The following is a 24,892-nucleotide window of genomic DNA, read 5'->3' as shown; positions in this document are numbered from 1 at the left end:
CGTCGCGTTGGAATCCTGATCCGTAGGTCAGCCGACAATCCGGTTAACGGTAACCACAACCATCTCTCCCAAAATGCTACAATATTATGTGAATTATAAAGTTAAGTCAGGAGCGTGCGTTGATATTTGCCCGATTGCTTGATCTTAGCACCCAAAGTGGGTATATTGGCACCCTATATGGGTTCAACTATCTTTTATAGCCAGCTTTCGGATGCGCTTTTCACGAAAACACAGCAGGCAGTCCTCGGCTTGTTGTTCACGAATCCCGACACTTCATATCATTTCCGGGGAATCGTTCGCAAGGTGGGGATCGGACAAGGGACCATTCAAAGAGAACTTCAGCGACTGACTGAAGCTGGAATCATTCTGCGAGAACTGCGGGATCTACAGCCGGTGTATCGGGCGAACAAAGACTGCCCGATTTTCACAGAGCTAAGATCTCTGGTGGCTAAAACAATGGGCGTGTCCATCGCACTGCGCGATGCGCTGAAGACTTTTGGGGATCAGATTCAAGTCGCCTTTATCTTCGGATCGTTTGCTCGCGGCGGTGAGAACGTCAAGAGTGACGTGGACGTGCTGATCATTGGTGACATTAGCATGCGTGATTTGGTGGGTGTACTGAACAGCGTCCAAGACTCGCTGAACCGTGAGCTCAATCCGATTGTGTACCCTGCGGATGAATACCGAGCCCGCCTAAAAGGTGGTAACCACTTCCTCACATCCTTGCAAAGCGAAGCGAAGATCTTTCTGATCGGCACATCAAATGAGCTTGACCGACTGGGTCAGGAATGACCGGCTCGAACCTGTCAAGATAACGTCGACTTCATGACCATCAATCGAGCCTTGCTGGCCATCGACATATGGGCCAAGTCTGCCACGACTGCCTGTGAAAGTACTGCCCGAATCTCCTTCCAAGAACCCCGCAAACAACGACTTTGTGATCCATGTGACATCCAAAAAGGTGGCCTAATTCTGTCCTAAACACCCCAAAATCCGCGAGCAAAATACTGAACTTAGCTATGAAGAATGGGTAAACTGGGTAATACTTACAGGTATTGTTCCTATTGATGTTAGAGTGATTCACAAAGGGTAAGGACTCAAGTTCGATTCCAGAGTAAAATGATGACAGACGTTCGTAATTTGTTATGTCTATAGACTATACAAGCGTAAAGTGTGATATGTTGTGACCGAGTTGTGGCACGTTTTGGGCACACGTGCTTTCTCAATGTCAGGAAAGCCTTCTTTATGTCTTTGATTTTACTGCTTGCGGAGTTTGTGAAAGGTGCGTAGGACGAAACAAAAATGCCCGCGTCCTACCTCAAGAAGAGCCTTACGGGTTGTACATTGGTCAAGGCTTGACTCTTGTTCGATTATTTCGTATGTTCGATAACTACAAACACGCGAGGTTCGAACAGGCAGGTCATGGATCGCGCAACCCAGCATATGGACTTGATCGAGGAAGCCGTTGAGGCGCTGCGCGTGCATGCGCGGCTAAGGATAAGGCATGCCCTCCACGAGCGAAAAGACAAAGATCAAGATTTCGACGCGGAACTGGGGCTGGAGTGGAATGGCCAGTTGCAGACTTACTGGGTGGAAGTGAAGCCTAACGTCAACGACGTAGTTATTGGCCGCGTGACGCAGCAATTCCGTAGAGTCCAGCACCAGGCGCTGTTGATTGCGCGGCATGTGCCGCCACCTCAGGCGACGAAGCTGCGTGATCTGGGCATTCAATTCCTCGACACCGCTGGCAATGCTTTCTTGAATGCACCGGGAGCTTACCTGTTTCTTCACGGGAACAAGCCTCTGCGAGCAAACGCTGGCAAAGCACAGAAGGGAATTTTCACTCCGGCAGGAACCAAGGTCATCTATACCCTACTCTGCAACCCAGATCTTGTGAATGCGGCCTATCGCGAGATCGCACGGGCTGCGGATGTCGGCTTGGAAACGATCAGCCGTGTGTTGAAGGGACTACAGCGCCAAGCTTTCCTGGCAGATACAGGGACCCAAGGCCGCCGGTTACTCAACACGGCACAGCTCTTCGAACGCTGGATCATCGCCTACGCGGAGCAGCTGCGGCCAAAACAACTGATAGGGACATACCGGGCCGGCAAAGCGATAGATTGGGCGAATCTCGATGTGCCACATCACAACGCTTTGTGGGGAGGCGAGACCGCTGCAGCAAAACTCACCAGCTACTTGAAGCCTGCCATCACAACCATTTATCTGCGCCGTCCCGTAAAAGAACTGGTGATCGAATACAAACTGGTGGCCCATCCTGAAGGGGATGTTGAACTACGCGAACTCTTCTGGGACTTTCCCTATGAGACCGCAGTGCCCGGCATTGTCCCGCCGCTGCTCATCTACGCCGATTTGATGGCGCATCCAGATCCCCGCAATGTCGAAACCGCCAAGCTGATCTACGATGAGCATCTGGAAAGACATCTCCGCGACCATTGACCCCGCAACTGCAGGATTGATCGCGGATCTTGACGCCGTGCTTCGGCCTCTGAGCATCGAGTACATGCTGGTAGGAGCCGCCGCGAGGGATGCAATCTTCCAGTCCGTGTTCAACATTCATACCGGACGGAAGACGGTAGACGTGGACTTCTCAGTGCAAGTTGCGGCTTGGGTGAACTATGAGGCCATGGCGTCAGCCTTGGTTGTCGGAAAGAAATTCACGAAGGACACGAAGCAGCGCCAGCGTTTCTTTCATCACCCAGGAACCGTTGTTGACCTGATCCCTTTCGGTGGCATTGAAGACGCCAAAGGCGCCATTGCTTGGCCGCCGGATGGAGGCTTCGTTATGCAGGCGGTAGGTATGCGTGAAGCCATGGATAACGCCGTAACCCTTCGTGTTCGATCCGATCCCAGCTTGGACATCAAGGTTTGTTCACCAGTGGGAATGGCTATTCTGAAGCTGATCAGTTGGGCGGACCGGAAAACGCGTGGGGGTGAAAAGGATGCGGTGGACTTGCTGTTTCTCATGCGTGAGTACTTGAATGTTCCCGAAATCCATCCACGTGGTGATGACTCCGATATCTGGTCCGAAGAGAGGCCATTCGAAGAAGCCAGTGCTCGGCTTCTGGGAAGACATATTGCAAGCCTTGCGAGCACCTCAACTCGCACAATACTCGAGAGGATTCTGATTGAAGAAGCCCGCACGGACGGATCGATGCTGCTTGCTATGAACATGGCCCGTGAGCAACTACTACTCGGCAGCGAGGATAGTCTGGCGAAGGCCCTGCTATTAATTCGCGAGCTGCTGGCCGGCATGCGGTAAATGCCAAGGAAAGTTTAAGCGATTATCCACGATGCTTAGCACGAAAAGAGCCCTTGCGATCATCAGTGCACACACGAACCGAACGGGAAAATCTCTATGCCCAAGTACGACATTGTAGCCATCGAAACCTACCGCGTTGAAACGACTTATCAAGGCATCGAAGCGAAAAGCTTGGAAGATGCCAAAGATTTGGTGTTACTTGGCACAACCGGCGTTGAAGCAACCCATAAACTGATGAACGATGTTGAATCTGAACTCGTTGAATTTGATGAGATCCGGGAAAACACTCAGTCCGTTGCCAGCAAAACCAAACACCTTCGGGAGGATTTGCTTCGTAGTTATCACGGACCTGTCACCCAGCCTTTGGACTCACCGGAAAAGCGCGCACCATACATGAATGGTGATGAGTTCGATGTCGTCGTTGGGCTGAAGCTTTCTGAAATGATGGAAGGGCTGTGCGAGGACGATGACGCAGCATTCCGTGGCAAATTCATAGACAAAGCGTTCGGTGAAGACGTGCGGCTATGGGCCTCGGAAATGTTCCCTGTCGGAGTACGTGGTGACTTAGAAAACGGAACAATATACTTCCGCGTTGTCGGCGAAGTCCTTTTCCGTGACAAGTTGGATTCCCAGCAAGAATCAGGAGGATCGAATGGGTAATCCGATTTGGGATCCTTTTGGCGCTCGCAAGAAGGAGTAACAGTTCTCTTGTCTGAAGCCATCCAATCAGTTCCCGAGCAGACCGCGACACAAGGGTATTGAAGCCAACCCCATGTGCAAGTGATAACAAGTTGGGCGGTTATGGACAAGCTGTTCAGCGATGGGGGCCTGTATTTTGTGACAGAATGTGATAGCGTTTCCTGTGCCATGAATGTGCCAAATCGAGAGGACTCGGCATCACAAAATATAGACTTACAGAATCATCTTGACCCGTAGCGAGAATGTCGCATGGATCTGTAAGTATTGGATTTAGGTCAAAGAGACAAAAACAGATTATTTGTTGGATTACAGAGTAGAACAAGAAATATTGATTGCAAACAGCCAATAATATAGATGTTACACGACAAAAGTGTGACGCGTTGTGACTGCGTTGTGGCACGTTGTGGGCACAGGGGCTTTCTCAATCTCGAGAGAGCCTTTTCTATGTACTTGTTTTTACTGCTTGCGGAGATTGTGAAAGGCAAGTCGGACGTGCGAAAAGTACTCGTCGTCTACTGCACAGGAGATTTGGAAGCGCAGTTGCGAGTGACAAGAACCTATGAAGAGAAAAGCTTCCGCAGATACTGAATGCAAACAGAAGTGCTGCAGACCATAGAAAACCTTGACAACATGCTGAAGAAGTAGTACCTTAGAATGTATTAGATGCCGGTTTACCGAGGATTCATCCCGACAAGCACCTTCAGACGAGCGAGTCTTCCGCTATTCAGTGGCAGGGCTCGCTTATTTGTTTGCGAACGCGCAGTCCTTTTGGTTGTGGTCCGCAATACGGCTACGTAAAGAGCTTTGGCACTCCGGTCTGATGCTGCTCCCCTCAGTACGCTCGTATAATGTGCATTTGGCGTAACACAGAGGCCCAATTCAATGACGCGATGCTTCCTGATTTTCATGCTCCTGCTTGCCGCCCGCAGCGGTGCCTGGTCACAGACGGTTCCGGTGGCAGACGGATTTCAGAGCCCGTATACGGGTAATCCTCGTCAGATGTGCGAGTTTGGCAGGTTCGGGGAGTGCCTCACGCCCGGTGAATACCATTTGGCCGAAGACTATGCTTTATCCGTGAGAAGTCCTGTGTACGCGTGTGCTGACGGCATCGTTCGCATGGCGGAATCCGGACATAGTTACGGCAGCATTGTCTTGATCGAGCACCTGCTTTCATCCGGGGAACATGTGGTGTCGCTCTATGCCCACCTGTGTGCTCCTGCCTTGGAAGTCAAAACCACCGCTCCATTTAACCAAGTCCGTCGCGGAGACGTAATCGGCTATGTTGCGGATCGAGAGCATAACGGCGGCTATGATCCACATTTTCACTTCGGTATCCATCGAGATTCCTACGATCATGCTAATCACATGCCCTGTGACGGTGGATGGGCTTGGGAGGGTTACTCCCCCAACGATTGTGTCTTGAGCGATTGGTGGGACCCTTCGGATTTCATACGAGACCATCCGGCGGCGAACACGCATTACGAAGCGGCCAACCCGGTCGGGCAGTTTTCGGACGGCTGGCATAACGATGGAATATCTCAGGCTTTTTTGAGCAAGTATCAGGCATTGCAATCAGCCAATCCGAGCCATAATTTAGGTTTTCCCTGGAATAATGGTCCCGGGGGCCGTTTCGTGCATGAACAGAACGGCATGTACATGCAGGACTTCTCAGGCTGCAACAACAATTTCACCCTGCCGTACTCCGCACTGATTCGCAAGGTCGGGGATTGGAATGTCTGCCTCTTGAAAGAGGGGTTCTGGGATCACTGGATCAACCATCATGGCTGGATAAACTTCGGCGCTCCTGTTACGGATGAAGATCCGAATGCACCGGACCATGCACAGATGTTTTATCAGAATGGTCTGACCAGCATCTTCCGGTGGGTGAACGGCAGCGTACACGTGGAGTACCAAAACGGCATCCCCCTGCTGATGAACAACGTCACGTTCGTTGGCCCCTCCCTGCTCAGTGATGAAGACGGGGTGTATTGTTCAGGAGTCCCAGTCACCGGGTTCGGCACACCGGTCGAATTGGTAAACGGCTCAATCTACAGTGGATTCTATGCCGTGATCAACGGCGCGCAAGTCACTATTCCTACGTTCACGGTCACGGGAGATATGACGATCGACGTCGGTGCTCCGGCGCCGCAGGCTGATTTCAGCGCGAATCCGACGTCGGGCAGTCTACCTTTGAATGTCCAGTTTACGGATTTGTCGACAGGCAGTCCGATATCTTGGGAGTGGTATTTCGGGGATGGGAGTTCGTCGATGGCCCAGAATCCGAGCCACACCTATACCGTGGCAGGGTATTACACCGTAACACTAGTCGCCCACAACGTCGCCGGATGGGACCAGGAGCAAAAGGAGCACCTCATCGCGGTGAACCAGCCGGGAGTTCACGTCACGGGGCCGACCATGAGCCAGGTGGGCGCCTGCGGTGGCCTGGCGGTGCAGTGGACAACCACCGGATACATGGAGTCGATGCGGATCGAGTTGAACCGGAGCTACCCCGAAGGTCAATGGGAGACGCTGGCGTATAATGCTCCAAACAACGGATTCTTCGCATGGTTGGTTACTGGCCCCCCAACTCAGCGCGCCCGGTTCAAGGTGACCAGCAATTACGATCCGACAATTTGGGATGTCTCGGATGCGGATCTCACGATCATTGCTCCCGCAGTAATCTCACCGAATGGCGGCGAAGTGCTGGTGGCACGGAACGGAACTTACCACGTTACCTGGGATCCGGCGTGGGAGTCTTCGACACCGGTCCGCATCGAACTCAATCGAAGTTACCCGGACGGCCAGTGGGAACCGATTGAGCTGCAAACACCGAATGATGGCGAAACCTGGTGGTACGTTACAGGCCCTGCCACCTCCCATGCAAGGATCCGGATCATCGGCGGCGAGGGATCGTGTATTAACGACTGGTCGGATTCAGACTTCACTATTCTGGCACCCGAGTTGGAGTTGACCAGTCCCGCGCCGGGCGACACCGTGATGGCCGCGATTCCCTACGATGTCGCCTGGACTACCCATAACCTTCCAGGAGACGTGCGAATCACGCTGAACTACTTCAGTAATTTCGGTGGCGGCGGCACACAAGTCCTGCAGGAGTGCACTCCAAACGATGGATCTGAACCCTGTATCATCCGGATTCCCTGGGGGTACGAAATACCGCTTACCGCGAGCGCGTCCATCGAGATCCGCAGCCTGTATTACCCGGGAATTTACACGGTATCCGACAGCGACTTCTACTTCACAACACCTGCCATTTCCATAGAGCAACCCTGGACCAATACGGTGTGGAATGCTGGCCAAGTTCACAGCGTCACCTGGTCCAGTTGGTATGCGGACTGCCCGGTAATGATCGAGTTGAACCGGAGTTATCCGGGTGGCCCCTGGGAAGTGTTGACTCCGGCTGCTCCCAACACCGGGAATTTCGCCTGGGTGGTGACGCCACCTGTCTCCAACCATGCTCGCGTGAGGATTTCCACGACCTCCTATCCGCTGCTCACGGACACGACCGACGGAGACTTTACGATCACGGATATTCAGCCGCCGGGCGTCCTGTGGACCCGAACGTTCGGATCTTCCAACTACGATGCGGCACAGAGCGCGGATGAGACAGCGGACAATGGATATGTGGTCGCCGGAAGATCGACCTTGCCCGGAAACAGCGACGAAGACATGTGGCTTATCCGGTTGAACAGTGCGGGGGACACTCTCTGGAGTCGGCGATACAATGGCCCGCCCTATTCGGAAGCCGCGTTTGCCGTCCAGCAAACCACGGACGGCGGCTTCATTCTGATCGGATACTGGGGAGGATCACGGCCGTATTTCGTAAAGACTAACGCTGCCGGTGATATGATGTGGAATCGAGTGATGCGCGGCCCGTGCGGTGTCGCTTGGGCGGGTATTCAGACGGACGACGGCGGCTACCTTGGAGCGGGCCAGAGCCAAAGCGGCGATGCAGAACTTGTGCGCGTCAGTGCGGCAGGCGATTCCCTCTGGAGCCGCTTCTATGGAGGCGGGGGTATGGATGTTGCCAATGCCGTCCTGCAAACAATCGGTGGCGACTATGTTTTCGCAGGAACTACGGGATCGTTCGGTGCCGGAGCTGAAGACATGTACGTCGTAAAGACCAGCGGTGCGGGTGATGTTCTGTGGACGCGGACATATGGAGGAGCCAGTTATGACCGCGCCTACGGAATCACGGAGACCCATGATGGCGGGTACGTGATTGTCGGCGAAACGTTCTCGTTTGGCGACATGTGGAAGATGTTTGTTGTGCGGACGAACTCCGACGGCGACACATTATGGATGAGATCGTATCCGCCTCCAATGTTCAGACGCGGCAACAGTGTAAAGCAGCTCTTCGACGGCAGCTTTCTAGTAGGTGGTAATGGCCTTAATGGTGACATGATACTGGCCAAGCTCGACCAGAACGGTGATACTCTCTGGGTGCGGACTTATGGTGGACCATCCGATGAAGGACTCAATGCCGTTCTGCAAACACGAGATGGAGACTTCCTGTTAACCGGCTACACACAGTCATACGGCGCGGGTTACTACGACTATTATGTTCTGAAAATTGCCGCCGATAGTCCCTGCTCGGATTGGACTCCTGCATCGCCTCCGATCACGGCAACCATAGCGGGTGACGGTTTGACCCTCCACTGGGACCCCGTGGTGCGATCAATTGGCGATTGCCCGGAAGTCATTCAGCAGTACGAGGTTCTTGGCTCGAGCAGCATTGACGGTCCCTATCTGCTGCTTGGAAGGGTGCCCGGAACTCAAACCGGATTTGCGGAGAGCTTGCAGGCGGTGCCGGAGAACCTGAGATTTTACCGCGTGAAGGCTGTAGTATCCGGTTCGCACTGAGATGATCTGCTGGACATCGTCGCGCCGAAGCGTGCGAGTCGGAACCGATCATTGCCTCAAGGGAACGTTGAGCGATGGTACCGATGTTCGAAGACAAAACGGGCACTTGAACAAAATACACGTGAATGGCTGCGGGGAGAAGATGGGAGAACACGCGTGAAGAGCACTACTCGGATTGCATACCTGCTTCTGGTCATGCTGGCAGCTGTGGAGGCTCAGGGACAGGTGAGATTGTGGTTTCCGCTGGACCCGAATTTGAGTCCGGACGAGGCGACCATTGTGAGCGTCTTTGATCACTCGGTCCTCTGCACTCAAGGTAGGTGTACCTACGATTATGATAGTGATAGTCGGATTATTGACGCGTGGGGTGAAGAAGCGCGCCCCACTTGGGGAACCGTATGCCAGGATTGTTATGAAGGCGAACACGCGCAAGCTTTTCTTGCAAACGGACATTACTGCGGGACTGCGGAATGCGGTGACGCGACGATTGCAAGACAACACTTGTGTTACAATGGGCATCCCGGGATTGACTATCGTAGCACGCTTTACGGTCATCCGAGCGGTTACGGCAGTCCAGTCTATGCAGCGGCTAGTGGCACACTGCACACCGATGCACTGGCCAACGGCGGTTACAATGGCAACTACCATGAAGTATGGATTGATCACGGCTCAGGGCTTGCATCAATCTATCTTCACATGACAAACATTACGGTCGAGCCAGGACATGTAACCCAGGGTCAACAGATCGGCGTCACAGGCGATGCAGGAGCTCCTGGCGCGCCCCATCTTCATTTCGAGGTACGACGGTTCGTGACAGGCCATGGATGGATTCCTGTCGACCCATATGGCTGGCAAGGTTGTGGATCCGATCCCTATACGCGGGCAACGAATGAGTACTTATGGGATAACCTGAAAGGTCGAGTTGCCTGGCATCCGAGCGGAACACTGGTGAAGCAGGCGGCCTCGCCAGATATTTATGTGATCGAAGGTACGCACCTGCGCCACATTCCCAACATGGATGTGTTCAATGGCAATCGCTATGCAACTTGCCAGATCGTGACCATTTCGACGGCGGAGTATGAGGCGTACACAAGTGGCGCATCGGGATGCGGAATCGGTGCGGATGTGAGCTTGGATGCTTTTGACGCCTTCTTCACCATCGCCGGAGACAACTTTAACAACCATTATCTGGCCAGGAACGGGAGCCGGCTTAACGTGGCATCGCCGGCGATTGCACGCTCCTGGGGCTATGATTGGGGTTCTGCTCAAGTCGTGCAGCCGGGCTGCGCGCTCGCGTCTCTGCCATGGGGCGGCAGCATTTCCTTCAGGGACGGAGCGTTGCTGGAATCGCCGACCCACAACAAGTATGCCGTGGAGCACGGCAAGTTGAGGCAGTTCGAATCGGACGCGGTCTATGACGCCATGGGCTACCGGAGGTCCAGTGCGATTCAGGCCACTCAATCGGAAATCGAATGGGGACAGGGTTGCTTTGACGAACAGGGCGAAGTCATAACAGAGGCATTGATTCAGGCTCCACCAGCCTGCAATGGCGACGATATCCCGCCGGTTGCGATGGTATGCGCGAACGCCCAGGCTGAGCCTCATCAGATGCTTGCGGTTCCGTTTTCAGCCCGCGATAACGGAACGCTCCGCCGTGTGTTTTTACAAGTGTCGAGCCTGGCATCCCAGTTCTGGAGGACCATGGCCAATCTGTCGCCCTTTGTGGCGACTACAGAGGTGAATGGCTCATACGATTGGACCGTTCCAGACACGCTCAATGGTGCGGTTTCCATACGGCTTGTAGCAGAGGATGGCGCCGGCAACCTGAATGTCGCCTACACCACGGAGATCATGATCACCGGGACTCCTGGAAGTCCCGGTGTGCCCCAATTGAACGATCCCGGTTTCTACAGCCTGAACCCTGATTACACTATTGACTGGAGCAACGCAAACAACGTCAGCTATTACGTTCTGGAAGAGGATGACAACGCGTCGTTTTCTTCGCCGGCACAGGTGACCACGAGCGCCTCAGAATACACATTCTACAACCATCCCAACGGCGACTTCTGGTTCCGCGTAAAGGCGGTTAACAACAATGGCGAGAGTGGATGGTCCAATGTCATTGACTTTGGATGGCATGTCAATCATCCGCCCTGGTCACCATCGCAGCCTTCACCTGCGCATGCCGCGACCGGGTTCTCGCGGTCCCATGTGGTGTTGAGTTGGACAGGATCTGATCCGGATAATGATGCGCTGCAGTATCAGCCATGGTTTGGCGTGTCTGCAAATGAACTCTACCCGACGGGCCCGTTCGGCGACGCGACCACGCATGCCGTCATGGATAGTCTTTCGGGAGGCAGCACATATTATTGGCAGGTCAAGGCTTGGGATCCGTACGGCTCCGGAACAATAGCGACCAGCCCGCTGTGGAGTTTCACCACCGCCTATGAGTTCCCAGACTATCAAGCCAGCAACTGTTCCTACACCGGCACGTTCGGCCGCAGAGACAGTATCACGATGTCCGTCACGGTCAGAAACATCGGTAATTTTGATGCGCCCGGCGGTTCCGTCTATTGGTACTGGTCGCAGGATTCCGCATCCAACGGTACCGCCTTATACCCGCGCTGGACGGTATTTCCTGCGCTGGCCATAGGACAATCAGTGGTGGTCAGCCAGACGGTCAGATTACCAGAAGTGACCGTTGGCACCAGCTACCTGATTGCCGTTGTCGATGTTCAAGGGGTGGTAGAGCCGGTGCTGACGAACAATCGCGCCCTTGATGAAGTGAATTGGGTGGATACAAATCTTCCGCTAGTGACGTTTGAAGGGAATCCCTATTGGTCCTGGGGACACATGCCGGGATACTCGCCCCTGTGGTTTCAGGCCGGACAGACATATCATCCGAGCGGGCAAGCGTCTGACCAGGCCGGTATCGCACGATTCCGCTGGGATTTCAGCCGGGACAATGGAATAACGTGGCATACTGTCCGTCCATGGGAAGAAACACCCCCACCCTACAATGACGACGTGTCGCTGCACTTTGATTGGACGCCAGCAGTTGCAGACACGACGGACGCCGGACGTCTGAAGGTGGTTGTCATTGATGTGTCAGGAGACTCCGCATCACTGGTATCCGATAGCGTTCATGTTCTTTACTTTGCGAATCCCTCGGTGACGATCCTGTCCCCGAACGGTGGTGAGGTGTGGCGTGTAGGAGAAACCCATACCCTTCAATGGACGGCGCAGAACTGGGTATCGGCAAGTCTCCATTACAGCAATACCGGTGTCGGCTCGCCACAGTACATGACCATTGCCTCACTGGTTCTGCCACCGGCTACCAGTTACCAATGGACGGTTCCGGGGAGCGCATCCGGTGACTCGATAGCAGTCCATATCTCGATTGACGGGCACGGGGGGCAGGCGGCTGACTGGAGCGATGGAACGTTCCGGATTCTTCCAAACTCGACTCAGTTTCCTTCTCCCTGGTCACCGAGCGCTGTCCTCGCAAGCGGGGTGGGTGGTGTCTCGCGAGTAGCCATGGCGCGGGATACCGACGGCACACTGCACCTGGTATACACTCGTGGCACTGGTTATACGCTGCGCTACTTGAAGCGAAGCCCGGCGGGGAACTGGAGCTCTGAAACCACTCTGGATTCGCTTGGTGACTCTCCTACTCTTGTGCTACCAAGTCCCGGGCATCCGATGGTAGTTTATGACTACAACGACTACAATCATTCGATGCGCTATGTCCGCGCTCGGTATTTTGACGGCAGCAGCTGGCAAGCCCCCGTTTCACTGGACAGTCAACCTGCTCTGAATTATGTACAAGCCGTAGCTACGGCATCCGGAGATGTTTGGGCCGCATGGGGCGTCTCCGGCTATGCCACGGGGCGAGTAGGCGCAGCCCGGTGGTCAGGCGGAACATGGGGGGCGACTGAGCAAGTAGGGGCATTCCCCAGTGTTGCCGGCGTCAGGATCCAGATGCTCGGCCAATCACCAAAGATACTTTTTGCATATCAATCGCCGGACTCTACCACTGCCGGCCACGGGTTGGCGACGGTCTCACGCATCGGCGGGCTATGGACAAGCGCTGCGTTTATTCCCGGTATGGCATCCGGTTATTATGTGGACGGAGGCTATCTCTTTGACTATCTCATCACAGCGGATAGTGCCGAACATCTTGTATGTACACGGAGTCTGGGAGGTGATCAGGCACAATACCGTGTACGCACGGGCGGAATCTGGGGTAGTATCGAACCTCTGCCCGGCACCATCTACTACGGGCCACTTGCCCTGGACAGCCGAGGGTGGCCCAGCCTCTTACAGAATGATCGCCTCACATGGAGACGCCGTGATAACGTAACGTGGGGTCCAGCCGTATCACTCACGGCTAACAGCAACGTGGGTACCAGGCTGGGGTATGTGATTACGCCAGACGACTCTGCGTATCTTGCCTACAACGATCCCGTGGAGAACTGTCTGAAGTTCTCGGCCGCCCATCTGAGCAGCGATTTCACTCCACCGCAGGTGTCATTGCTTGCCCCGACTGGAGGCGAGATCAAAGCCATGGGATGCACCGATACAGTGCGTTGGACAGCGTCCGACAACATCGGCATCGCCGGAGTGGACATTTACCTTTCGACCAATTCGGGTCGGAACTTCACTTTGTTAGCGGCTTCGGCCGCCAACACAGGTTCTCAAAGCTGGATTGTGCCTGCCGTAAGCAGCGATTCCTGCCTGATGAAGCTGATCGTTCACGATACAGGCGGAAATACCGGAACGGCGCTTTCGCCAACGGTGTTTGCTATTCACGACCTCAGCGCGCCAACGGTAGAATTCCTGGCGCCAGACGGAGGCGGGCATTGGGTGATTGGACAAGCCGACACCATCCGTTGGACAGCATCGGACAACTACACGCCGGTAGATTCCCTGTCATGCGATGTACTATTGCGGCGAACTCCTTCTTCGGATCCCGAGATACTGACGGCGGGGGCACACACTCCTTTTGTCCTGTTATGGACCGCGACGGGCGCGCCCAGCCCGAACGCACGTGTGGTGGTGCGAGTACGCGACCGGCAAGGGAACGAAGTGACAGACAGCTCTCAGACCTATCTGACGATCATGCCAGCCAATGCGGCTCCCCTGCCGCCGTTTGCGCCGGTCCCCGTGCACGCCTCCTCTAATGTGATGGCACCGGCCATCCTTTCATGGCAGGGAACAGATCCGGATGCTGATCACTTGTCGTACCACGTCTGGGCAGGCACAGACTCGATCAACCTGACGCATGTGGCTGGCCCGACAGACAGCACATCATGGGCGTCACAGGGGATTCCGGAAGGGACAACGTATTTTTGGCGCATCGAAGTCCATGATCCGTATCATACAGTGCTGGGGCCTATTTGGAAATTCACTATGGCATCTGTCCTCGCTGGACCGGATAGCCTGAGGGGATGGCCGCTTGGCACGAGTCAAATCAGGCTAGCCTGGCGCAACCACCCAACTTCGGCAGTAATGACTGTGGTCGAGGACCGCTCAGATTCCCTTTGGGTAATCGCCGGCGTCACGTCGGTGGACTCTTCGGGGCTGACGCTAGATAATCTGCCCCCGAATACACGGCACATTTATCGAGTGTACGCATCCAACGGCGTGCATCTGTCCCCAAGCTCCAATGAAGTCGTCGTGGTTACGGGAAATACACCGCCACGGGTACCGGCCCGGCCCCATCCTCTTAATGGGACGACCAATCAACCACTTGATTTGACACTCCGGTACTCCGGCGGCGATGAAGACCCGGGAGATCAGGTACATTATCGCTTGCAGTTCGGGACATCGTCCGTACCTCCCGTTATCGATACCGCCCTCGTTGACACGTTTAAGGCCGTGTCGGGCCTGCAGAATAGCCGCTTTATTTTCTGGAGAGTGACGGCTATAGACAACCAAGGGGCGCAAACTTCAGGTCCTCTCTGGTATTTCAGTACAACCAGCCAAACCACGCCGAGCGCTCCACAAAGCGTGACGGCCGCGATTCAGTCCAGCACGGTTGTGCAAATCAACTGGACGGACGTCTCCCAGAACGAATCGGGTTTTGTGATTCAACGTCAGGACGGAGAATCCGCACCGTTCTTGGACATTGGCGCGGTGCCTGCAAACACGGTCTCCCTTATGGATTCAACAGTTCGAGGACATCGCGCCTACCAATATCGTGCAGGAAGTTGGAACTCGGCAGGGCGCTCGGTTTATTCTGCGCCTGTGAGCGCGATTACTCCGAACACCTCGCCGGAAATTGATCCGCTTCCCGACACAACCGTCTTGGTCGGCGAGATGTTCGAGTGGACGGTCGGAGCATATGACATCGATTTGGATACCCTGATGTTCACGGACAATGCGGCCATGTTTGACGTCGAACCTTCAACGGGGTGGATCCAGTTCACCCCCGCGCTGTCGGACACCGGTATACACAATGTCCTTGTAAGCGCAACGGATGGGCACGGCGGAGTCATGTCATCAGCGGCAACATGGACGGTTCTTTTCGTTGCTGCACCGCGTGCCGTGAATGATGTTGTGGTCACAATGCAGCCTGATTCTGTGAGACTTGACTGGTCTCCGGTGCTCACGGATACTTCCGGGAATCCTATCGGCGATATTTCCTATGTGATTGAAATGAGCACAGACTTCGTGGGTTGGAGCACTGTTGGATCAGCCGACACCTCCAATTACGCATTGGGCCGAACAAACCTACCCGCGAAGGCCTTCTTCAGAGTCCGTGCGGTCCGGACGAATCGGCAGAGAGAGCAGGCACTCCGTTCTCAGTCAGCCCCACCGACGAGAGTTGAACCGCATCAAACAAATAGGGAGCCGTGACTACAGCCGCAGTCCGCGCTCATCCGCCTGCGGTGTTATTGAAGCGTCAGCGGCTGAAAAAGTAATGTCCTAACTGATCGGGCTCCTCAGCGATGGGGAGCCTGCATCTTGTGACTGATTGTGACAGCGTTTCCTGTGCCGTAAACGTGCCAAAGTGCGAGGCCTCGGCATTGATCTAGCCCCCGGAATTGGTACCACTTTGAAAGTCAGAGAGAAGTGGTATATTACGGGAGCAGGAGGTGGCTATGCCAAAGGCGGAGTATCGACCGGAGCAGATCATTCCGATGCTGCGGCAGGCGGAAGTGGAGATCGGGCAAGGCAAGTCGGTGCGGGAGGTGTGCCGCAAGCTGGGGGTGCATGAGCACACGTATTATCACTGGCGGCGGGAGTGCGGGGGGATGAAGTTGGACCAGGCCAAGCGCTTAAAAGAGCTGGAACTGGAGAACAGCCGCCTGAAGCGGGCGGTGGCGGAGTTGACCTTGGACAAGCAGATCCTGTCCGAGGCCTTAAAGGGAAAATCCTGAGCCCAGCGGCGCGCCGGGAGACCGTGGTGGCGGTCCGCCGTTCGCTGGGCGAGGAGAAGGTGTCGGGTGCTTTGGCAGTCGCGGCGGATGCAGCGCTATGCTCCGGTGCGACGGGACGATGAGGATGCGCTGGAAAGTCTGGTGATCGCGCTGGCAGGCCAGTACGGGGTCTACGGCTACCGCATCATCACCGCCATGATCCGGCTGACCGGCTGGCGAGTGAACCACAAGCGCATAGAACGGATCTGGCACCAAGCGGGGCTGAAGGTGCCGAGGAAGCAGCCGCGCAGGCGGCGGTTATGGTTACACGACGGCTCGTGCATCCGGCTGCGTCCGCAGCATGTTAACCATGTGTGGAGCTACGATTTCGTCACGGGGCAGACGGCGCGGGGCCGTCCCTTCCGCGCACTGTCGATTCTGGACGAGTACACGCGGGAAAGCCTGGCGATCCTGGTGGCGTGCCGCATCACCGCCGACGATATCCTGGCGCTTTTGGCAGAACTGTTCCTGGAGCGGGGCATTCCGGAGTACATCCGCAGCGACAACGGCCCGGAGTTCACGGCGAAGCTGGTCTGCCAATGGCTTTCGGGGCTGGGCGTGCAGACGCTGTTCATCACCCCCGGCAGTCCCTGGGAGAACGGCTACATCGAGAGCTACAACGCAAGGCTCAAGCTCTTTCTGTCCACCGAGATCTTCGATACGGTCAAAGAAGCGCAGATCGTGATCGAACAGTGGCGGGTGCATTACAACACCGAGCGTCCCCACAGCAGCCTGGGCTACCGGCCGCCCGCGCCGAAAACGGTGTTGACCCTGCTTCCGGCTCCGCTCCCCCGCTACGCCGGAAGCAGGGAGAGCCCCAAAGTGTGACATTGCACCTGGTACCAAAATGGGGGGCAGACCAGAGTCTTATGTCTCACAGTGTCGATCATATTCACGTCGACCGCGTTCTTCCTCTCGGTGAGTGCGAAGATCTGAGGCAGATGGATATGAACACTCTTCGCAGGTTGTGCGAGTCAGTGTATCAAAGAACCGGCAGACTTACAGCCTGGCATGCAGAGAGAAATCGCTCACACAGCAGGCGTTGGGGGATAGGGCACAGGTGAGGGAAGAAATTGTCAGCTTGACAAAGACACTTCCGGTCCTTGCAATGGACTTAGAGCCAATCTACCGTTTTGACTTCATTTGCTCAGAATCCGGCCTCAGCCTGACGGAAATTACTCCATTGCCAGCGCCTGCAGCCCTATCGCAGTAAGCGATTACCTCAGAAAGCTTCTGTCAGCTCAGCAATATTAGCGGCTATGATTAGGTGGATATGGTGTCCAAGAAGCAGGCACTGGAGATGCTCGATCTGTCCACAGATTTGCGTGTCAAGCTTGCAGAGTAGCTCCGCGAGCACCATCCGGACCTGCTTCCAAGAACCATCTAAACAACGACTTTGTGATGCTTGTGACATCGAAAAACCTGGCCTAATTCTGTCCTAAACACCCCAAAATCCGCGAGCAAAACATTGGACTTAGCTATGAAGAACGGGTAAACCGCGTAATACTTCCGGGTATTGTTTCTAATGATGTTGCAGTGATTCACAAAGGGCAAGGACTCAAGTTCGATTGCAGAGTAATATCTTGGCATATATATGCACATAGCACATATTGTTGACGTTGCAAGCGAAAGGTGTTATGTGTTGTGACCGAGTTTCGGCACATTTTGGGCACACAGGCCGTCACAAAGGCGTGGCGGCCTTTCCTATGTGCTTGATTTTACTGTTTGCGGAGTTTGTGAAAGGCAACTCGGACGAAATGAAATTGCCCGCGTCCGTCAGGGCCGCGGGCTAACGCTGCGCCGAAGATTGTTCCTGGCTAAACGACCCCAATAGGGGTCTTGCAAGGCAAGGCTCATATTCCTCGGCTGAGGCTAATTGTGGGTGCCAGACGTTTGCTGTACAGTCGTTGCGGGCGAGAATGGATCTGTTGCCCTGACTCAGATGCTCGACCATTCCTCGACAGACATCACGATCAAGCACGTCGGCATGTTTGCTCTGCCCGAACTCGTCGGTGGATGGAGAAACGGCTTCGTACCATGCCAGTCTGTCCCCTAAGGTCGATCGTTACTCATGTTGTGTGCTCTGCAGTAATGGGAAGCTTGACACTACTCTTATTGTCAGCGATTTTGAAACTCACGGGGAACCTTCGGTCAGACACGCTGTGTAACCTTCACATATCAAGTTCTAAGTGCTGCGGAATAGTCTGCGCACGCATCTACTCTTACTTGTGCCCTTCTCGACGAATCGCACCACTCTTAGTAACCAGCTATTAATGAAAGGAAAACCTCTTATGGCAGTCGAAGACGATGTCCGCAAGGCATCCCAGAAGTTCTATGCCGCATTGACCCTCATGGCCAATGGGAACAGCAACTCCCTGGCCGAGATCTGGTCGCACGGCCCGACGGTCACGACCATGCACCCGATTGGCGGGCGTGAAGTCGGTTGGGATGCAGTCAAGCAATCCTTTGGGCACGTTGGAGAATTGGCTTCCGAGGGGAAAGTCGAGCTCAAGGATCAACTGATCAGAGTCATCGGAGACGTAGCCTACGAAGTGGGCGTTGAGCAGGGACAATTCAAACTGGCCGGACAAAAAGTTGCTATCGAGCATCGTGTTACCAACATCTATCAGCGTGAAGGCGGGGCGTGGAAGCTTGTCCACCACCACACGGATATTTCACCTGCAATGCTTGATGTGCTTAGCCGCCTGCAAGCCGCTGAATCCTCTGCTCCATCCGGTGGACGCTAAGGCGGGGAACGTTTCTCCGTCAGCGATGCTTTAGGTTCTCGGGAAACATCACTGGCGAAGTGCGCGCCGTACGCGTGACTGGCGGTTGTCAAAATGGCAGTTACAGGCTCCTCATCACCGGGGGAGCCTGTTCGTTTTGTGACAGAATGTGACAGCGTTTCCTGTGCCGTAAATATGCCAAACTGCGCGGATAAAATATTACAAAATATAGACTTACAGAACTAAAATAACCCTGCGGTTCGATGTCGCAGGTCTCTGTAAGTACTACATTTAAGCCAAAGAGACGAAAAACGGACGATTGTTCGATTGTAACGGTGGCTGGAATTGAGCGGAAGCACGGCATGGAGACGGTTCAGCGCGAGTATGGAATCTGGTAAGCGCTCGACACCGACGCACCGCTGTGAACTCGAAAAATACATGGATTGACTCGCGGCAGCCCCTATCAAGGGGCTGTTTTATATGGGTTATAATCAAATGCTGGTTTGCGAGAGGCAAAAAATTGTCCGAAGGCCTCTCCTCGAAATTATTCGAATCACGGAAGAAAAGTGTTATTGTATGAGAAAGTATGATTAATTGAAATTAACTTTGCAAATAACTTACGAAATAATTATTAAATATGTTGCATATTTGTAAAATATGTTTATATTAGCTGTTGACAGTGCCAAGTGGCTAAGGCTATTGGCTAAGGCGGACGGAAATGGCGAGTGGTTGGCAGTCCGCTGTTCAGCGGGCGCGCTCGAAGTACCTTTGATCACGTTCGTGCTGCTGTGCATACCGCTTAAGATGAGAAGAGCGAACTAATGCCCGTAATACCCGAAATATTTGAAGATACGGCGCTGGTGAACCGGTTGGTTGACGTGGAGACTCCTCCGGATCCGAATACTCCCAAGGGCCAGATCTTCGAAGCGGCCACGCGGCTGTTTTCGAAGTCCGGCTTTCAGGCAACTCACACCCGTGCGATCACGAACGCCGCCGGAGTGAAGCCGGTCATGCTGCATTACTATTATGGCAGCAAGGAACAGCTTTACGAAGCGGTGCTCAAGCACGAAGGCATGGCGATGCTGGCAGTGATCTTCGGGGGGAACCCTGATCATAAGTCGCCCGAGGAGATGCTGATCGACACTCCCATCCGCCTGATGCAGGTGCTGCATGACAACCCGCAATGGGCGTCCTTGCTGCGGCGCGAAATTGCCGACGGGGCGGTTCACCTGCGGCGCGCACTGAAGGACGTCGCGGAACATGGCCCGCTGGGAGCGAATCTGCACTTCCATAACGCTTATCTGACGGCGGTGCGCGACGGCAAAGCCGTTGAACTGCCGATTGAAGCGGTGCGGGAATGCCTGCTGGCTATCGGCTACAGCGCCATTTATCTCGCTCCGCTGATTTCGATGATCAACGAGCGGGACTTCCACAGCGAGATCGTGTGGGAAGAATGGAAACTGACCTTGAGCACAATCCTCAAGCGCGGATTGTTGATTACAAAGCCTTAGTCACACCATCATTCTGAGGATTTATGAAAGCGACCATCCCGGCCCGGACAGGCTTGCGCTCGGCGATCATGCAGTTGGAGCATATTGCCCAGAGAAAACGCCTTGAAGCGGATAGTGAGGGTCGGGACGCCCCGGCGCTGATCCAGGAAGCACGACAGCTTGACGAGGCTCTTCGATTATTGCGCTGGATCAGCGCGTAGTCCATATGTGTCCCCGCGAGTTCGGAAGGTTCGGGCAGAGTAGCGCCATGGCACCTGCACGTATCCATACCGGACACTTCCGCTTATCGCAGCACCTTCTCTGACGTCATCTTTGTCTCCGGATTTCGAAAATAGCGGTCACCTGATGCGCCATTCAAAGCACCTCCCAGCAGATAGGATCTGTCTAAACACCTTTCGGAAGCGGGCGGCATTCCTGGTAGCGGAGTGCCACTCCCGGCACCTCCTGACGAGTGGCCGACCCGTGTGCAGCCAGTCAAGGCTTCAAAATGATTCAGGGTGATCATTATGCGAAGACTTTATCGGTCTGATCTTAATTACCGGCGTTAGATGATGGGGAGTTGCAGCAAACTGCAACTCCCTCTGCACATTCTTGGCGGGTTCTCCCGAACGCGATATTGCCCGGCGAGGGCCGCCGCTGGACGAACTATCGTAGCGGGATCGTCACATTGAGAAGGGAGCCCGAGCCGATTGGGTCCTCATGCACCGACTCCTGTATGTTCTTCTACTCTTCGCAAACGTTGTGTTCGCGGAGGAGAAGATGCGCGCACGCAGCGAATTCCCTTCCTGCCGGCTGAGCATCTGCTTGCTATCCAACCGGACCAGCACGGACCAGAGAGCTTTGCCCGCCGGTATCGGTGTTCTGAAGCCTCAAAAGGATTTCCGGCTGAACTGGATTGATGCCGCTCCCGGACTCGAGGGGGATTCTTCGACATCAGGTGTGATGCAGCGATCCGGAACCGGGCGCTTCCTTGTAAGTGTGATGGCGCTGGCGGGCCCGGTTCAGAACTTTGTCACAGAGTATTCGTCGTATGACTACGGAGTGAGTCCGGACTCCTGGCTCGCCGTCCACATTCGACCCAAGCTCAGCCGGGGGTATGCAGGCGTCTCCGTGCGACTGCGCTTTTAGCGCCGCCGCGGATAGTCCCCCCTTCGCCAACGAAACGGACATGACCATGAAGATCCTTCTCGTCTATCCTCGGTGCCCGGACACATTCTGGAGTTTCCGGCATGCACTCAAGTTTATCTCAAAGAAGGCCGGCAGCCCGCCGCTGGGGCTGCTTACGGTAGCCGCCTTGCTGCCGCGCGCATGGGATAAACGTCTCGTGGACATGAATGTTCGAGAGTTGAATGACGACGACATCCGCTGGGCAGACTACGTGTTCATCGGCGCGATGTCGGTGCAGCAGGAGTCCGCGCGTTTCGTGATCCGCCGCTGCAAATCACTGGGAGTGAAGGTGGTCGCTGGCGGGCCTCTGTTCACCGCGCGGCATGAGGACTTCGCCGCTGAACAAGTGGACCATTTTGTGCTGAACGAGGCGGAGATCACGCTGCCGCTCTTTCTGGCGGATCTTGCGGCCGGACATCCGCAGCCCGTGTATACCAGCTCCGCTTGGGCCGATATCCAGACCACGCCGGTGCCGCTGTGGGATCTCATCAATCCCAAGCACTATGCGACGATGAACCTTCAGTATTCGCGGGGCTGTCCCTACGACTGCGAGTTCTGCGACATCACCGTGCTGTATGGCCGGACGCCGCGCACCAAGACCAAGGATCAGGTCATCGCCGAACTGAACAGTCTCTACGACCGGGGCTGGCGCGGACACATTTTTCTGGTGGACGACAACTTTATCGGCAACAAAGTCAAGCTCAAGCGGGAAATTCTTCCTGCAATCATCCGCTGGATGGAAGATCTGGGGCGCCCCGTCACGCTGTCGACGGAGGTGTCGCTCAACCTGGCCGACGACGAGCGTCTGCTCCACCTGATGGTCGCGGCGGGCTTTGACACGGTGTTCGTGGGAATCGAAACTCCCAACGAGGCGAGCCTGGCCGAGTGCGGCAAGGACCAAAACTGCAACCGGGACCTGATCTCCTGCGTCAGGAAGCTTCAGCAAGCGGGATTGGAGGTGCAAGGGGGCTTCATCGTCGGGTTCGATAGCGACCCGCTTTCGATTTTCGACCGGCTCACCGGTTTCATTCAGGAGAGCGGGATCGTTACGGCCATGGTGGGGTTGCTGAACGCGCCGCGCGGCACAAGGCTCTACGAACGATTGGTGAAAGAAGGCCGGTTACTGGAGCAGATTTCGGGAGACAATACGGACGCTTCCATGAACTTTGCGCCGAAGATGAATTCCGAAACCCTCCTCAAGGGATATCAGCACGTCCTGAGCAACATCTATACCCCGGAGCACTACTATGCACGTGTCCGGCATTTTCTGCGAGGCTTTCAGCCGGTCACCCGCGGTGGATTTCACCTCCGGTTCGGACAGATCTCCGCCTTCCTCAAGTCCACCGTGCTGCTGGGTATTGTCGGGCGGGAGCGCTTTCATTATTGGAAACTCTTCTTCTGGTCCCTGTTCTGCCGGCCCAGACTCTTTCCGCTGGCCATTACGCACGCCATCTACGGGTTCCATTTTCGTAAGGTTTTCGAAGAGCATCTGGCCCCACCAACTCAAATCTTCGATCACTGAATGAAGGCGCGATTTGAAGGAAACAGAAAACATAGACCATGAACTTTACTTAAATAGAGTAAGATACTCGTCTCGAATTAATGTCTGTAGGGTCCGCCATGTCCAAATGCCGGATGACCCGTAACAAAAGAAGGATATCATGTCTATTCGCATTGCTCTCGCTATCTTGATCTGCGCCCTGTTCCTGAGTCCGGTGCACGCTCAGTACAGGGACACAGGGGTTCAGGTCGGGATTATGGGATCCACTACCTATGATAACAGTGACGGTGTAAAAAATGTGCAACCGGGGTTGCAGGCTCGGCTTTCCTTGGCGGCAACCCTTTTGCCGTTTGCACAATTAGAACTCGGTGGCGGTTTCACCGAGTTGCGGAGCGAACACTCGCATACCGTGATGACGCCCGCCGATCTGATTATGAAATTAAGTCCCGGTGGGCTGTCGATGCTCTTCCCCTATTTCTTCGGCGGTGCCGGCGTGCTCAATTACCGCTATGACGATTTCCCGCTCAATACCGCAGCAGGAACGGTCCGCAACGGATGGGTGCCTTATATTCCGGTGGGCGCAGGTCTTCAGTTCAAGCTCAGCCAAGTCACGCAGCTCGATCTTCGCGGTACCTACAATCAGATGTTGTCGTCGGACGTTTCTCCTAGCGTAACCCGGACGCAGCATGACAGATTCTGGGGTGTGCTTGCCGGCGTACAGTTTACCGCGAGTCGCCCCAATCGCGACTGGGACAAGGATGGGCTGTCAAACAAGGATGAGAAGAGACTGGGCACCAATCCCAAGAAAGCCGATACGGACGGTGACGGCTTGACGGATGGCGACGAAGTCCACACCTACCACAGCGATCCGCTGAAGATGGATACCGACGGCGATGGTCTGGCGGATGGCGATGAAGTCCTCAAGCATCACACGGATCCCCTGAAGACGGACACGGATGGCGACGGCCTCTCCGACTTTGCGGAAGTCACGCAGTACCAGACAGACCCGCTCAAAACAGACACGGATGGTGACGGCCTTTCGGACAGCGCAGAAGTCATGCAATACAAGACGGACCCGAATAAAGCGGACACCGACGGCGATGGACTTGCCGATGGACTTGAAGTCAACAAGTACAAGACCGATCCCCTGAAGATGGACACCGACGGTGGCACGGTTCCTGACGGACTTGAAGTGGAACGCGGAACGGATCCGCTGGCTTCTGCCGATGATGTGCCTGCGCCGCAAGTCATGATGTTCGAGCTGGACAAACCGGTGGTGCTGCCGGGAATCCAGTTCGAGTTCAACAAGGCCGTCATTAAGCCGGAATCAGAAGCTGTACTCATCGAGGCCTACAACTCGCTGCATGATCATAAAGACATTGACGTCGAGATCGGTGGCTATGCCGACGCCATTGGGAGCGCGAAGGCTAATCAGATGCTTTCACAGAAGAGAGCGGAATCGGTGCGTCAGTGGATGATCAACAAGGGCATCGAGGCCAATCGGCTCATGGCCGTGGGGTATGGCAAGACCAATCCGATTGCGACGAACGATACCGAAGAAGGCCGGGCGCTGAACCGCCGCATTGAATTCAAACGTACGAAATAGCTGCGAAGTCGATGTGACTCCGTTGCCTGTTTCTTACACCCATTGCAGCGCACCGCGTACAGCGGTGCGCTGCAGCAGAAGGAGTTTATCATGCTTT

The 24,892-nt window shown here is 55.0% G+C and carries 12 protein-coding genes and 1 pseudogene; all 13 read left to right on the top strand.

Translation table 11 applies throughout. The annotated features are described in order from the left end of the window. Positions 1–177: 177 nt before the first annotated feature. The 13 genes and pseudogenes from VGL38_08005 to VGL38_07945 all read left to right on the top strand — a co-directional run bounded on the left by VGL38_08005 (position 178) and on the right by VGL38_07945 (position 24,795). Positions 178–792, top strand: coding sequence for a nucleotidyltransferase domain-containing protein (locus VGL38_08005; protein ID HEY3295367.1), 615 nt, complete (start codon positions 178–180; stop codon positions 790–792). A gap of 630 nt (positions 793–1,422) precedes the next feature. Beyond that, positions 1,423–2,457: a type IV toxin-antitoxin system AbiEi family antitoxin gene (locus tag VGL38_08000; GenBank protein ID HEY3295366.1), complete on the top strand. Its 1,035-nt coding sequence runs from the start codon at positions 1,423–1,425 to the stop codon at positions 2,455–2,457. After that, a complete protein-coding gene (locus VGL38_07995) occupies positions 2,423–3,280 on the top strand; it encodes a hypothetical protein (GenBank protein HEY3295365.1) in 858 nt (285 codons plus the stop codon). Before VGL38_08000 ends, VGL38_07995 begins: the two co-directional genes overlap by 35 nt. A gap of 96 nt (positions 3,281–3,376) precedes the next feature. Beyond that, positions 3,377–3,940 carry a hypothetical protein gene (locus tag VGL38_07990; GenBank protein HEY3295364.1) on the top strand — a complete coding sequence of 188 codons (564 nt, stop codon included), beginning with the start codon at positions 3,377–3,379 and terminating at the stop codon, positions 3,938–3,940. 921 nt (positions 3,941–4,861) lie between these two features. Beyond that, on the top strand, positions 4,862–8,860 hold the full coding sequence (locus VGL38_07985) for a PKD domain-containing protein (GenBank protein ID HEY3295363.1): 3,999 nt from the start codon (positions 4,862–4,864) through the stop codon (positions 8,858–8,860). Between the two features lie 195 nt (positions 8,861–9,055). Next, positions 9,056–15,721: a peptidoglycan DD-metalloendopeptidase family protein gene (locus VGL38_07980; GenBank protein ID HEY3295362.1), complete on the top strand. Its 6,666-nt coding sequence runs from the start codon at positions 9,056–9,058 to the stop codon at positions 15,719–15,721. Positions 15,722–15,966: 245 nt separating this feature from the next. Next, a pseudogene (locus VGL38_07975) lies at positions 15,967–17,153 on the top strand (IS3 family transposase). A gap of 1,422 nt (positions 17,154–18,575) precedes the next feature. Continuing rightward, on the top strand, positions 18,576–19,031 hold the full coding sequence (locus tag VGL38_07970) for a nuclear transport factor 2 family protein (GenBank protein ID HEY3295361.1): 456 nt from the start codon (positions 18,576–18,578) through the stop codon (positions 19,029–19,031). Between the two features lie 800 nt (positions 19,032–19,831). Beyond that, positions 19,832–20,521 (top strand): helix-turn-helix domain-containing protein, encoded by a 690-nt coding sequence (locus tag VGL38_07965; GenBank protein HEY3295360.1) that lies wholly within the window; start codon positions 19,832–19,834, stop codon positions 20,519–20,521. 23 nt (positions 20,522–20,544) lie between these two features. Further along, complete coding sequence (locus VGL38_07960) at positions 20,545–20,721, top strand: hypothetical protein (GenBank protein HEY3295359.1); 177 nt, start codon at positions 20,545–20,547, stop codon at positions 20,719–20,721. Between the two features lie 559 nt (positions 20,722–21,280). Beyond that, positions 21,281–21,649: a hypothetical protein gene (locus tag VGL38_07955; protein ID HEY3295358.1), complete on the top strand. Its 369-nt coding sequence runs from the start codon at positions 21,281–21,283 to the stop codon at positions 21,647–21,649. A 46-nt stretch (positions 21,650–21,695) separates the two neighbouring features. After that, on the top strand, positions 21,696–23,210 hold the full coding sequence (locus VGL38_07950) for a DUF4070 domain-containing protein (protein ID HEY3295357.1): 1,515 nt from the start codon (positions 21,696–21,698) through the stop codon (positions 23,208–23,210). 139 nt (positions 23,211–23,349) lie between these two features. After that, on the top strand, positions 23,350–24,795 hold the full coding sequence (locus tag VGL38_07945) for an OmpA family protein (protein ID HEY3295356.1): 1,446 nt from the start codon (positions 23,350–23,352) through the stop codon (positions 24,793–24,795). Positions 24,796–24,892: the final 97 nt, after the last annotated feature.

Source organism: bacterium (assembly GCA_036504735.1).
Classification (GTDB): domain Bacteria; phylum Electryoneota; class RPQS01; order RPQS01; family RPQS01; genus DASXUQ01.
This window is presented reverse-complemented; position numbering and strand designations above follow the sequence as displayed.